This window comes from Blautia sp. AM29-29 (genome assembly GCF_003480555.1).
Classification (GTDB): domain Bacteria; phylum Bacillota; class Clostridia; order Lachnospirales; family Lachnospiraceae; genus Fusicatenibacter; species Fusicatenibacter saccharivorans.
Map to the genome: position 1 here is coordinate 1 of NZ_QUJD01000033.1, position 14,085 is coordinate 14,085.

Sequence of the window (14,085 nt, forward strand, 5' to 3'; positions counted from 1 at the left end):
ATTATGGCATAACTTGAAGTGAATAAAAAGGTACTCAGGTTCTACCGTTTACAAATATAGGATTTGAGCAACCAAACAAAAAACATAGATATAATAAATCCGATTGTGGCACTTAGTAAAGCTGAAAGCAGTTGCTGATAAGGACGTTTTCCTTTTTCTTGTGCTTTTTCAATTTCATCTAATTGCTTTCCTTCGGTGAATGCCACAATTTCTTTGTACGTCATAATATCATTTTCTTTTTTGAACTTTTCTACTCTTAAAGCGTAATATATCGTAATTAAGAAAAGAATTCCCCAAACGATATATCCACAATATCCTAAAAATACTGCCAATGGCACAGCTGCAATGACAGTTAATATTAAAAGTACTGTAAAAATAGCTCCATCACGATTAAATTTCTGTATAGCTTCTTTGCTAATTTCTTCTTTCATAGTAGTAATATCTCCTTTGATTAGTTGATCAAGAGAGATGTGAAATGTTGAACTTAACAGTAGCAGGCTATGAATATCTGGATAACTTTTATCATTTTCCCAATTAGAAATAGTTTGTCTTGTGACATATATTTTTTCTGCAAGTTCTTCCTGAGATAAATTCATATCTGTTCGATATCTTTTTATCTGTTTATACAGTTCCAATGCGCGTCCTCCTTTTTACGTGTTTTTTCTCTCGACCTAGACATATCGTATTAAATGTTAGTAAATGATTCTATCAAAATGCTTTTACATAGAGTAAATTCAATAGTCAAAGGTCTTTTACATAGTAGAATGAGAGGTTATATCTATTGTGGAAATACTTTTACAGTAATTCTGTTGGTTCCTTTTTTGACAACCATATTATCATCTACTAGATGATTTTTTATATCTTCTATGTTCTGCTCAATCTCAGTGATAGTTTCTGCATAATTATCTTCGGCACTCAATTTATTCTTGGAGTTTTCCAGATTTTCTTTTATTTGCTTTACTTTAAGATAGGTGCAAAGTTTATTGTTGATAGCAGCGTTCTGAAAAGAAAATTTCACAGTAGAAGGGATAAACTCTCCATTTTCATCTCTTTCTGCTTCAAATTTCATATCTACTTGCTCATCTAATTTAAACAGTAAAGAAAGTACATCAGATACAGTTTCTATATCAAAATCCATGAATAGATTAATGCTGATGCCAAGAGCGTTTGTGATTTTCAGTAATTGATCCGGCTTTGGATTGCGAATACCATACTCATACTTTTTGATAGTAGCCGGATTTATGCCGGAAAGATTTCCCAACATTTCTTGTGATATTCCACGTATATTCCGATAATATTTGATTTTTTCTCCGATAGTCATAATGTTTCTCCTTTTTGTGCTTTGTGGGTATAGAGATAGTTTAGCACATTGGGACACATTTGTGTATAAAAATTTATGAAAAATACTTGACGAACACAAATGTGTACTATATAATACGAATTACAAGGAACACAAAAGTGTACTAAGATTAACGAGGAGGAGTTGCATGAAGGGTATAAAGGAAGCATTCATAGATGCAGGTGAGATAAGCCAGATGCTTGGTATCGGGATGACAAAGGCATATGCAATTATAAAGGAATATAATGTAGAGCTTGAGGCAAAAGGTTATTTCACCATGCGGGGCAAATGCCCACGGAAGTACTTTGAACAGAAAATCTATGGTTACAAAGATTATTACAATTCGGATTATGAGCCGCAGCGTAACCGGAGTAAGGTTGCAGAAGAAAAGGATTATGAAGCGGCAGTTGAGGATTCTGTGATAAGCAAACAGGATGAAGTTTAGAAAGGATGAAAAAGCAATGGTACAGATAAAAAGAGATTGGTTTGATGCAGCATTAGAAAACTACGAAAGGGGAGAAACGCATGGCAGATGGAAAGAGAAGATACAAGTCTGACAGGAAAGATTATAAGATTTCTGTAAAACTGTCGGAGAAAGATATGGATATTCTGAAAGCAGCACTTAAACGAACTGGAATAACAGCAAGTGCCTATATAAGAGAATTGATCCGGACAGGCGGCAACATAGATACAAGTTATCCTGAGGACAGGGCAAGAGCAATTCGTATCATAGCAGGTATTGCAAATAATATTAATCAGGCAGTAAAGCTTGGCAATTCACAGGGAAGGTTGTATTACAGCGATATTGACAAGTTACAGGATAGTCTGGATGATGTAAAGAAAACATTCGGGAGGTGTTGGAAGTATGGCGATTACAAAGATCCTGAATATCATGGAATCAGAGGGCAGAAATCCGGCATCGCATTTAAAGAATGCTTTGGAATATATCCAGAATCCGGATAAGACAGAAGAATGTGTACTGGTGGGCGGTATTAACTGCCTGCCGGATACGGCATTTGAGCAGATGGAAGAGACAAAGAATATATTTCATAAAACTGGTAAGAGACAGGGGGATCATGTGATCATATCATTTTCGCCGGAAGAAAAAGTAACGGCAGAGCAGGCAATGTATGTGTTGGAGCATTTTGCAAAGGACGTACTTGGTGATGATTATGAGGCTGTGTATGCGGTTCATACCGACAGGGAACATATGCATGGGCATCTGATATGGAACAGCGTAAGTATAACAACAGGCAGGAAATATAATTCGCCTAAGGGCAACTGGAAGAATCATCTGCAGCCGATTACAAATAAATATTGTGATGAGCTGGGACTTTCAATAATGCCTGCAGAGTATAGCAAAAATCCTAAGAACATCAGCAGAGACCAGTGGGAAAAGGAAATGTCGATGAAGGATATTATACTTCGTGATGCTAATATGTGTGCGTATGTGGCAGGAAATGTAGAACATTTCAGGTATCAGATGAGAAGTCTGGGGTATGTGTTCAAGAAAGGTGCGTGGATGGAAGTGCAGGCACCAGGATTTAAATATTATCATAGTCTGGCAAAGATGGATGAAATGTTTACAGAGGATAGTATGATACATCATGTGGATATGCCTTGGATGACAAAGCCTTATTTTTATTCGTCGGATAGTAGAGGATTGCACAGGACGAAGCTATCACCATACCAGAAACGATTTTATGCAAAGCTATATAGGTTGAGAATTGTGGAGCAGAAACGATTTGTGGTTGGAGGGGCAAAGTATACGGAAGAATTGAAGAGGTTTCATCAGCTACAGGACGAGTATCTGTTGCTTGTGAATAATGATATCAAGGATGTTGCGGGACTTGTGAAGTACAGGAGTGAACAGCAGGAAAAGATGCGGCGGATTGAAGACAGACAGCAGGAGATATATAAGGAAAACTCCAGCAGGAAACGTAGGATTAAGACAGATGAGCAGTATCGGGAATATCAGGTGTGGCATGTGGGAGTGCAGGAAGAACTGGATGAGCTGAAAATGGAGAAAAGGAAAGTTAAGAAACAGCTACAGCTTATGGAAGGTATTATGAAAGAGGATTTGTATACGGCATATTATGCGGTATCGGAGGATGAAGAGATTGTTGGTGATAAGGAAATTGAGATACCGGGGATGGAAGAGGATATACTGGTTGAGAGAACAACGGAAGCAGTTGTTGAGCTTGATACAAATGTTGAGGTGATGAATCCTTACAATATTCAGAATGAAATAGGAAGACAGAAAGAGCAAACAGATAGTGCGAAAAAACAACAGACTGATTTAGATGGCATAGGAATATTAGAGATTTATAATTCGTTTGATGTGAATGTGACAAGAATGGATGAAAGTATAACTGATGTAACAAGTAGAAGTGGATTTGTGAAACCTGAAGAAAAAGAGCCTGTTGACAAAGTTGGCTGGATTGTCAGGAGGATATCAGAGCTTGGCGGTTATGAGAATATCAGTGATCCGGTTAAGGCAGATGTATTTGGATTTGATATTGCTGATGTAGGCGGCAGCATAAGGTTGTTCTCGGAAGTAATGAAAAGGCTGGAGATAAAGCTAGATGGAGACGAGCTTTATGAAGAGTTTCAGAGAATTTATGATGAAGCAGCTAGCAGAGATGTTGATAAAGGTAAGGCAGAAGATAAAATGCGGAATAGGGGCAGAGGAAGGTAATTCCTCTGCTTATTCTATAAATATAGGTTGGATAGGATCAGATGTATTATAGATTGAAAAAATCAATTTAAGATTGAATTAGAACAACTTAAATGATATACTAAAGAAGTAATAAATAGTTGTGATGATACGAAAGGGATTAGCAATGGCAATCAGATACAACAGATTATGGAAAAAATTAATAGATGAAAATATGATGAAGATAGACCTTAGAGAAAAGGCAGGAATTACCACAAATGCTTTGGCTAAATTAGGAAAGAATGAGCATGTAAATACACAGGTTCTGGAAAAAATATGTAATGTATTGCATTGCAATATACAGGATATTATGGAATTTGTTCCAGACGAGGAAAGGGAAGAAAAATAATATGGCGAAGAAGAAAACTGTTGAAAAGGCATTAAACATAGATAGTATTTTATTTAATTGTAGAGATTATTTACGTGCAGCGCGTAACTCTGGCTCATTTTTTGAGAAAAGGGATATGATGCTTACACTTGTATTCTTAAGATTTATTGGGGAAAAGTATGAGGATGGTGTTGAAAAACTAAAGCAGACGCTTAAAGAACAGGGATTGGATCCAGAGGATGAAAATATCAGAGCAGCATTCTTTGATGATGCTACTTTTGCAGATGGTACATATAATTTACCGCCAGAAGCCAGATGGTCAACAATTATCAATACATCTGCTCCTAAGTTAAATGTTGCATTAGATACAGCATTACAAAGACTTGAGGAAGAGGATCCACAATTAAAAGGATGTTTTGTAAAAGGTACATTTACAGCACGTAATCTGGCTGCGAATGATATAAAGAAGATTGTTGATGAAGTAAATAAAATTAGTCATAAAGCGTTTGGGGAGGAAAAGGATCTTATCGGACGTGTGTATGAATATTTTCTTAAAGAGTTTGCGGTAAATGCTACAAAAGAGGAGGGAGAATTCTATACACCTCATGATGTAGTACAGCTTATTGCAGCAATGATTGAGCCATATGATGGAACTTTATATGATCCTTGCTGTGGTTCAGGAGGAATGTTTATCCAGAGTGCTGAACTTGTTAAGTCAAAGCAGGGAAATTTAAATGGTATCAATGTATATGGACAGGAAAAAGAACCGGCTACATATCGCCTTGCTAAAATGAATTTAGCGTTGCGTGGGATTAGCCATAATCTTGGAAATGAAGCAGATTCATCATTTACCCATGACTTGCACAAGGGATTGTACTTTAACTATATTATGGCAAATCCACCGTTCAATCTTAAAGGTTGGTATAACGATAATTTAAAAAATGACCCTCGCTGGAATAATTATCAGACACCACCAGAAAGTAATGCAAATTATGCTTGGATTCTTCATATGCTTTCGCATTTAAAACCGACAGATGGAGTGGCAGGATTTCTTCTTGCAAATGGAGCATTAAATGATAGTGATATATTGGAAATCCGTAAGAAACTGATTCAGAATGACAAAGTGGAGGCAATTATAGTTCTTCCAAGAGAATTGTTTATCACTACAGATATCAGTGTAACGCTTTGGATATTAAATCAGAATAAAAAGGGTGGAAACTATCACGGTAGAAAACTTCGTAGTCGTGAGCACGAAATCTTGTTTATGGATTTGCGCCAATGGACAGAAAATCCAGTAAAAGGCGAGAGTAAAAAGAAAGTTCGTTTGGTTACAGAGCAGATTGAGAAGGCTGCTGCTATATACCATACATGGCAATCTGAAGGTACCGATGGTGTAAATTATGAAATACCGGAACTTTATCGTAGTGTAGGTATTGACGAAATAGAAAGTAAAGGCTGGGCACTTACACCAAGCAAATATATTGAGTTTATTGACCATGATTTAGATATTGATTATGAAAAGGAAATGACTCGCATTCAATCTGAGATGAAAGATATATTAAAGCAGGAAAAGAAATCCCAGCAAATGCTGGAAGAGGCATTTAGGGGGATTGGTTATGGGATTGATTAAATATAAAATTGGAGAATTGATAGAATTAGTACAAGAAATTAATTCAGAATTGAAATATGGTCCTGATGATGTAAGAGGAATGACGATTACAAAAGAAATCATTCCTACAAAAGCTGATGTATCAGGAACAGACTTATCTAAATTCCTTGTAGTCCATCCGAGAGAATTTATTTATAATCCTAGAACTCACGGAAAAAGAATTGGATTTGGCTACAATAATAGTAAAGAAAACTTTATTATTAGCTGGAATAATATTGCTTTTAGAGTGAAAAAATCTATGGAAAATATTGTTTTGGCAGATTATCTTTTCTTGCATTTTAAACGTGATGAATGGGATAGAGAAGCTTGCTTTCAGTCTTGGGGAAGTTCAACAGAAGTTTTTTCATGGGAATCATTATGCGATATGACAGTTGATTTGCCTAATATTTCTGTTCAAAAAAAATATGTTGATATTTATAATACTATGCTTAAAAATCAAGGAAATTATGAAAATGGTTTAAACGATTTAAAACTATCATTTGAAGTATTAATTGATAAATATAAGCATAAATCGAAAAAGAAAAAGATAAGTGAAGTTTTCAAAGAAGTCGATTGTAGAAATATAAATAGTGAGATAAAAGATGTTCAAGGAATAAACATTACTAAACAATTTATGCCATCTGTTGCAAATATAAATGGGGTTGATTTATCTAAATATAAGATTGTAAGAAAGGGGCAATTTGTCTTTTCTGGAATGCAGACAGGAAGGGATAAATGTATTAGAATAGCACTTTTTGATAAAGATGAACCAGTAATCATTTCACCGGCATATACGGTCTTGGAAATAAAAGATAATAGTGTTTTGGTGGAATATATAATGATGTGGTTTTTGCGTAAAGAAGTTGATCGACTAGGTTGGTTTATGAGTGACGGAAGTATACGAACAAATTTAGATATGGATCGTTTTTATGAAATTGAAATACCAGTACCGGATTTAAATGTTCAAAAATCAATTGTTCAAATATATAACGCATATAATGAACGCAGAGATATTAACGAAAAACTTAAAGAACAGATAAAAGATATTTGCCCAATACTAATTAAAGGTTCTATAGAAGAGGCGAGAAAAGCAAAGGAGGCATAAGCCTATGGCTAGATTAAAAGAATACAATGGTCATTATTGTGAATCAGAATACGAATATGCCTTTATTGGCTTTTTAGAAACAGAGGGATGGAAATATACTTCTGGAAATAAGCTTTCTCGTGTTACCAAAAGAGATGTGTTGATAGAGGATGATTTCAAGAAATTTATAGCAGATGGAAATCTTGATTTGACAGAAGATGAAGTGACACAGATCTATGATACTGTTCGTCTTGTGGGTGCAGAGAGTGATTTTGCAACATTGCATAAGGTATACAACTGGTTGGTGGATGGTATCCAATTTACTCCGAAAGATGGTATTGCAAGAATGATACCGCTGATTAACTTTGAAAAGGATGGTGTTAAGAATGTCTTTCGAGTGGTGAATCAGTTTACAGTAGAATATACAAATAATGGTCAAAAAGAGAACCGCAGACCGGATGTAATTCTTTTTGTGAATGGTATGCCATTATGTATTATGGAATTGAAGAACCCTGCTGATGCAAATGCGACTATTTATGATGCTTGGGAGCAGATTAATATTCGTTATTGGAGAGATATACCTCATTTGTTGCATTACTGTCCTTTAGCTTGTATTTCTGATGGAGTTAAAACCAGATTAGGAACAGTTCGCACACCATATGAACATTTTTATGCCTGGAGACGTGTTAATGATGGAGATGCTGTATCAACACTTCCATTTGCTGAAACAGAAACTATGATTAAGGGTGTTTATTCTCCTGAGCGTTTTTTGGAAATATTTAGAGATTACATTTATTTTCAGGATAGTATTTATGATAGTGATGAAGTGGAAATTGTATGCCGTTATCCACAGTTTTTTGCTGCGAGGCTTCTGAAGCAAAGCATTGTAGATTCTGTTGTTACCAAGAGTGGAAGAGGCGGTACATATTTTGGGGCTACGGGATGTGGTAAGACTTATACGATGGCATTTTTGGCACGTCAGTTGGCATTACGCTGTACAGATATCTCAGAGATAGGTTCTCCAACGATTATATTGATTGTCGATAGAGATGAATTGCAAAAACAGGGGGCGAAGCTTTTTACAAAGAGTACAGAATTCCTTAATCTTGGAGAGGTTTCTGTTGTTAAGAATAGAACACAACTAAGACAGGAACTTGGAGCAAGACAAAGTGGTGGATTCTATATATGCACTATTCAGAAGTTTTGTGATAGGGAAGATGACAAAATAGGTCTTATCAATGACAGACAGAATATTATATGCTTCTCTGATGAAGCACATAGAACTCAGCTTGAACACTCTAAAAAAATTCAATTCAGTAAAGATGCGGATGCGAATATGAAAGCTATGGTATCAAAGCCATATGCAAAGGTGTTAAAAGAGGCATTTCCACAGGCTACATTTGTAGGATTTACAGGAACACCTATTGCAGAAACATATCAGACTTTTGGTGATGAAATTGATAGATATACGATGGATCAGGCTGTTGCAGATGGACTTACTGTTTCTATTAAATATCATCCTCGTATTGCAAAAGTATTACTTGATAAAAACAAGGTAAAAGAGATTGAGGACTACTATAAAAAGTGTGCTGATGATGGTGCTACTTTTGAAGATGTCGAAGCAAGTAAGAAGGCAATGAGTTCTATGGAAATAATTCTTGGGGAACCTTCCAGATTAGAGCGTCTTGCTACAGATATTCATAATCATTATGTTTCAGCCTGTGATGCAGATCCGAATAGAATACAGAAAGCAATGGTGGTTTGTTCTAATAGAAAGATTGCTTATGCTTTATTGTCGAAATTTAAAGATAAGTATCCTGAATGGTTTGAAGAAAAGAAAGTGCCGGATGGTACTGATGGAACAGATGAAGAATTAAATGAATTGAAACCTATGCCACTTATTGCAATGGTATCTAGTGTTGGAAAAAATGATGAGCAGGATATGTATAACTATCTTGGTGGCGTTAAGAATGATAAACGTTCCGAAGAGTTAGATGCTGCTTTTAAGCAAGAAAAGTCAAACTTTCGTATAGTTATTGTTGTAGATATGTGGATTACTGGGTTTGATGTTCCGTGTCTCACATATTTATACAATGATAAACCATTAAAAAAGCATTTGTTAATACAGACCATAAGCCGTGTAAACAGAAAGTATCCAGGAAAAGAGTATGGTATGGTGATTGATTATATAGGAATCCGTGATAATATGCGTGAAGCCATGAAATTATATGGCGGAAATAGCTCGGTTGCACCAACTTCTGATGATGTTGAGCAGGCTACATCGGTATTTAGGGAAGAATTGGAAGAGCTAAAAAATATGTTTATAGGCTATGATTTAACACCATTTATAAATATGGAATGCAATCCGATTGACCGATACAGGCTTCTTGCCAAAGCAGCAGAATATGTTTTTGTATCAACTCAAGAGTTGCAGTCAGAAGGAAAAAATGGTTCTCAGACAGTATCTTTTAAAACATATTTTCTGAAGACTGTTAAATCTATGAGAATGGCATTTGATATATGTCAGCCTTCAGGGTATCTTGGAGAAGAAGAATCTGCTTTGGCACAATGCTTTATGGCAATAGCAGGTTTTGTCCGTAAAATGTGTGGAACAAGTGAAGTGGATACTGACAGTATGAATCGTGCAGTTTCTAAGATGGTGGAGGAAGCATTAAAATATAATCAGGTTGAGAGCATTCTTGAGAGTGGTGAGGAAGAGGATATTTTTTCACCAGAATATTTTGAAAAGTTATCTGACGTTAAGATGCCGGCAACTAAGCTCGAACTTCTTGTCAAAATGCTTCGTAAACAGATTAAGGAATATGGGAAAGTTAACAGATTAGCTGCAAAGACATATCAGGAAATGTTGGAAAAGACTATTGCAGAATACCATGAGAGACGTAAACATCTTTCTGCGGAAGAAGCAGGTGAAGCACAGGAACAGGTTTCAGAAGATATTATTAAAATTGCAACAGAGCAGGCGTTAGCTATTCTAAGAGCAATGAATGAAAATAGAGAAAGCTTTCGAAAAATAGGACTTACTTTTGAAGAAAAGGCATTTTATGATATTTTGATTTCTATGCGTGACCAATATGATTTTGAGTATGGAACGGATAAAGAGGTCGATGGTATTGTAATCAATGATAAGTGCAAAAACTTGGCAATAAAGGTAAAGGAAATCATTGATACAAAATCTTCTTTTGCTGATTGGCTTAACAATCAAAATGTAAGAGATCAGTTGAAATTGGAAATAAAGATTTGTCTAGTTAAGAATGGTTATCCACCACAATATAGCCCGGAAGTATTTAAGAAAGTTATGGAGCAGGTGGAGAATTTTGAGGAGCATTCAGATGTATCCGCTTCAATTGAAGAGTACAAAGGCTCTAATAGACATATATATGATTATATTTCAGAAAATAGTATGTTGCGAGTTGCTGAGGAGTCTATTCCATATGGATATAAAAAGTAGTATTATACTATTATCAAGTGACAGATTAATAATAGCTTTTGCCTTATAGAAATAGCTATAAGGGTTTTACGTATTCTATGTCAAGAATATTCTTGAACAGAATTAATAGCATACAGTTGATGATATTAAGAATTATATTGTCCATTGTATGACCTCCTATTACCAGTGAATTAAAGTAGCTGTTAATAATATTATACAATACATCGTATTTGGAGGATGGTAGAGTTCCTTGCGAAAGCAAGGTCCAATTGATTTTAATGCTTACTGATATTTGATATCTACCGGTCGTTAATCAGTAAGCTTTTAGGAGAAAAAATGAGCAAACAAATATACAAAGATAAATTCTATACTCACTTTGATAAAAAGAAATACCATACTAACTATGAGCAAAGTGTTCAAAATATTAATTGGGTTAGTAGGCACGGTTTTTATCCGTTTATCCACTTTCAAATGGATTGCAGCAAATACACAAATGATTTAGAAGGAAATAAGTTTATTAAAGAAAAAAATCGGGATATATACTATGCAGCACACATTGACAGATTTATTTATGAGTACTATGGAAATCGTCTTAATAGCAAATATAATAATTATATGAAGTCAAAAGGAATAGGTCGTGTTTCAACAGCATATAGAAACTGCTCACCAGGAAAATGCAATATTGATTTTGCAAAAGAAGTGTTTGAGTATATTGCTAAATGTGAATCAGCTTATATTTTTGTTGGTGATTTTAGTAAATTTTTTGATAATCTTGATCATAGATATTTAAAGGAAAAAATTAAATGTGTGGTTGGTGAAAAGTCGTTGGATGTAGCTGATTATGCAATTTATAAGAATATTACAAAGTTTACATATGTTGAAGCTGAGGATATAGAGGCTGAAAAAGGGTTATTTAGAAGAGATATGCGTGAGTTGGATAAATATTTTGAAACAGATGAATTTCATGATTTTAAAAAGAAGTATCTTCATAAAAATAGTAAAGATTATCAGATTCCGCAAGGTTCATCTATAAGTGCTGTATATGCTAATGTATATATGATAGATTTTGATAAAAGAATTAATGATTTTATTACTTCTCAGAAAGGAATATATAGAAGGTATTGTGATGATATAATAGTTGTTATTCCGATGACCCATAACGAGATAAATTGTGGAAGAAATGAGGAAATTTCAAAATTTATATATGATACCAGAGATGGTATTCCTAATTTAAAATTAAATGAGGATAAAACAGAGCATTTTTTTTACAATAATGGGAAAATAGAAAAAATAAAGGGGCAAAGTAACCTTATAAATTATCTTGGTTTTACATTTGATGGTAGAATTGTTCATATAAGGGATAAAAGTTTATTTAAGTTTTATTGTAGAGCATATAGAAAAATTAAAAGAATTAAAGAGAACACGGATGAAAAATCGTTTAATGCTGGAAAGAAAGCAATTTATCATTCGTATACACATTTAGGGGCAAGTAAGTATTCTAAGGATCATGGGAATTTCTTAACATATGCATATAAAGCGGATGAGATATTTAGTCAAAGTAAGGTGCTTGAGAGTGGTATTCGGAATCAGGTGAAAAGACATTGGTACAAAATTGATAGTAAATTGAAGGAGTAATATCAATGATAAACGTCTATACAGAAAAAAAGAATTTAAAGGATTGGATATTTCAGAATGACCTATATTTTAACCTGAATACAGGCAATGAAGAGATGTCACAAAAAGAAATTGATTTGATTCAACAAGTGGATGCGGCTAAGCTGACGCCAGATAAGCATATAGAAACAAAATATGGCTTGGGTACAATTCGAAATTTATCATCAGGTTGCAAGACATTACTTAATATTATAAAGCATCCTGATAAAGTGGTAAATGTTGAGGAATGTGGACCGAATGTACTTAGAATACTTTTTACTATGGATAATATTAAGATTTATATGTCAAGACCAACGCTTTTTGATATTCCGGATGATGCCAAAATCAGATTTAATGATTCTGATATAGTTATCGGTGGCAGAGGTTATAATGCATGGTGGAGTAATGAATATGAAAGGAGAGAGGCAGATGATTTATAAAAATGTTAGATTCAAAGCTGATCCATTTTCATACGATTTGGAATTTGATGACAGAATTACACTTGTTGGTGGAGACAGTGGTACCGGGAAAACAGTACTTTATGAAATGCTTGAAGATATAAGATTGACAGACGAATACAAGGCTATCAAGCTGTTTAATTATAAATCAGATGATTTTTTAGTGGCAATCAAACAGTGCAGAGATAGTTTTATTGTGATAGATAATGCAGATTGTTTGATTAATGATGATGTTAGGAGATTTATTAATTTTGAGTTATCAAATCAGTATATGCTCTTCTTGCGAAATTGTGACGGACTTAATGTGTCTGATAAGAGCTTTAAGGTGTTGAAGTTTGATAATAATAGGATAACACTAGAAGAGGAGTTGTGATATGAGATATTTATGGGCAGAGGATACTGGTGCAGGACTTCACTTCTGGAAATTAGTTAATCGGCTTTTCTCTGACAATGAACTTGTAGTTGAGAGTAAAGGGAGCAATCAGGGATTATTGGATGCATTAATAGACTTGGATATTAAAGATGACGATAAATACTATATTGCATTTGATTATGTGGTTGACAATCAAGACATTCGCAATAAGTATCGTATGTTGAAATCAATAACAGATAAGTCGGAAGGAAAGATTGTAATTCTGGATATGATTTGTTTTGAGTACCTGATTCTTGCATTTGATAAGTTGGTAGAATGGACAGGCACTGGAAAGACCGATAAAATAAAAATCCGTGATAAAGTTTTGGCGGCAGTTGAGAATCACAGAATAGATTTATCAAGGATTGATGATAAGAAAACATTACAGTACATAGCTGGATTTAAGAGATATTCTACAGAACGTGTGATGAAGTCATTGGTTGGTGAATTTACACAAAATGAAAAGTGGTCTGTTAAAGGGACTCTTATGGGTGAATGCTGGTATAAAGATTGTTGTGTGTCAGAGCATACGGATAATCTTAGGTGTGGTAAGCCTGAGGTTGAAGGTGGGGATGAGAAGATGAGGATGCTGATACGGTCAGAGGAAGTACAAAGGATAATGAGAGATATTACTTTGAAAGAATAGTTTAATAAGACTATATTTTTCGTAATGCATAATAAATGATACATTAATAAGACAAATTTTTATCTGAAGAGCAAAGGGGAATGTGAATGCAGGAAACAGTTGGTATTTTGAATAGAGAACAATTTATTGATTCGGTGTAAAGTAGGAAGAAGATACAAGAATTGGGAGAAGGTGAATAGTAAATGGATTTGGCAGCAGCAATTGGGATGATTAGTTCTTTAGTTACCTTAGAAGAGGCGGGAAGAAGCTGGGTGTTAATTATAAAAGACAAATTAAAGAGAAAAGAGATTGACATTAATAGTAAACGGTAGAACCTGAGTACCTTTTTATTCACTTCAAGTTATGCCATAATC

14 protein-coding genes are annotated in these 14,085 nt (G+C 34.6%); 12 read left to right on the forward strand and 2 right to left on the reverse strand.

Translation table 11 applies throughout. The annotated features are described in order from the left end of the window. Nucleotides 1-41 precede the first annotated feature (41 nt). Both DW769_RS15590 and DW769_RS15595 read right to left on the reverse strand, forming a co-directional pair. Nucleotides 42-635: a helix-turn-helix domain-containing protein gene (locus DW769_RS15590; RefSeq protein WP_118667079.1), complete on the reverse strand. Its 594-nt coding sequence runs from the start codon at nucleotides 633-635 to the stop codon at nucleotides 42-44. Nucleotides 636-778: 143 nt separating this feature from the next. Then, nucleotides 779-1,321 (reverse strand): helix-turn-helix domain-containing protein, encoded by a 543-nt coding sequence (locus DW769_RS15595; RefSeq protein ID WP_118750616.1) that lies wholly within the window; start codon nucleotides 1,319-1,321, stop codon nucleotides 779-781. A gap of 166 nt (nucleotides 1,322-1,487) precedes the next feature. On the opposite strand from DW769_RS15595, the gene DW769_RS15600 reads away from it, so the two are divergent. The 12 genes from DW769_RS15600 (at nucleotide 1,488) to DW769_RS17090 (ending at nucleotide 14,043) form a co-directional block, all read left to right on the forward strand. Further along, nucleotides 1,488-1,784, forward strand: a complete 297-nt coding sequence (locus tag DW769_RS15600) for a hypothetical protein (protein ID WP_243038378.1) — start codon at nucleotides 1,488-1,490, stop codon at nucleotides 1,782-1,784. 80 nt (nucleotides 1,785-1,864) lie between these two features. Further along, nucleotides 1,865-2,302, forward strand: coding sequence for a MobC family plasmid mobilization relaxosome protein (locus DW769_RS15605; protein ID WP_243038379.1), 438 nt, complete (start codon nucleotides 1,865-1,867; stop codon nucleotides 2,300-2,302). After that, the gene (locus DW769_RS15610) at nucleotides 2,205-4,037 is read left to right on the forward strand and encodes a relaxase/mobilization nuclease domain-containing protein (RefSeq protein ID WP_118750617.1); all 1,833 of its coding nucleotides are present in this window, start codon (nucleotides 2,205-2,207) and stop codon (nucleotides 4,035-4,037) included. The genes DW769_RS15605 and DW769_RS15610 overlap by 98 nt, the downstream gene beginning before the upstream one ends. Before the next feature lie 145 nt (nucleotides 4,038-4,182). Continuing rightward, entirely contained in the window at nucleotides 4,183-4,404 is a 222-nt protein-coding gene (locus tag DW769_RS15615; protein ID WP_118351286.1) for a helix-turn-helix domain-containing protein, read from the forward strand. A gap of 1 nt (nucleotide 4,405) precedes the next feature. Beyond that, nucleotides 4,406-6,013, forward strand: coding sequence for an N-6 DNA methylase (locus DW769_RS15620; RefSeq protein WP_118667082.1), 1,608 nt, complete (start codon nucleotides 4,406-4,408; stop codon nucleotides 6,011-6,013). Next, a complete protein-coding gene (locus DW769_RS15625) occupies nucleotides 6,000-7,136 on the forward strand; it encodes a restriction endonuclease subunit S (RefSeq protein WP_118667083.1) in 1,137 nt (378 codons plus the stop codon). Before DW769_RS15620 ends, DW769_RS15625 begins: the two co-directional genes overlap by 14 nt. A 4-nt stretch (nucleotides 7,137-7,140) precedes the next feature. Further along, on the forward strand, nucleotides 7,141-10,584 hold the full coding sequence (locus tag DW769_RS15630; RefSeq protein WP_118667084.1) for a type I restriction endonuclease subunit R: 3,444 nt from the start codon (nucleotides 7,141-7,143) through the stop codon (nucleotides 10,582-10,584). 315 nt (nucleotides 10,585-10,899) lie between these two features. Beyond that, nucleotides 10,900-12,198 carry a reverse transcriptase domain-containing protein gene (locus tag DW769_RS15635; protein WP_118667085.1) on the forward strand — a complete coding sequence of 433 codons (1,299 nt, stop codon included), beginning with the start codon at nucleotides 10,900-10,902 and terminating at the stop codon, nucleotides 12,196-12,198. A gap of 5 nt (nucleotides 12,199-12,203) precedes the next feature. Beyond that, nucleotides 12,204-12,656: a DUF4869 domain-containing protein gene (locus tag DW769_RS15640; RefSeq protein WP_118667086.1), complete on the forward strand. Its 453-nt coding sequence runs from the start codon at nucleotides 12,204-12,206 to the stop codon at nucleotides 12,654-12,656. Further along, complete coding sequence (locus DW769_RS15645; RefSeq protein WP_118351276.1) at nucleotides 12,646-13,047, forward strand: ATPase; 402 nt, start codon at nucleotides 12,646-12,648, stop codon at nucleotides 13,045-13,047. The genes DW769_RS15640 and DW769_RS15645 overlap by 11 nt, the downstream gene beginning before the upstream one ends. A 1-nt stretch (nucleotide 13,048) precedes the next feature. Beyond that, nucleotides 13,049-13,732, forward strand: a complete 684-nt coding sequence (locus tag DW769_RS15650) for a hypothetical protein (protein ID WP_118667087.1) — start codon at nucleotides 13,049-13,051, stop codon at nucleotides 13,730-13,732. Nucleotides 13,733-13,914: 182 nt separating this feature from the next. Further along, nucleotides 13,915-14,043: a hypothetical protein gene (locus DW769_RS17090; RefSeq protein ID WP_279220347.1), complete on the forward strand. Its 129-nt coding sequence runs from the start codon at nucleotides 13,915-13,917 to the stop codon at nucleotides 14,041-14,043. Nucleotides 14,044-14,085: the final 42 nt, after the last annotated feature.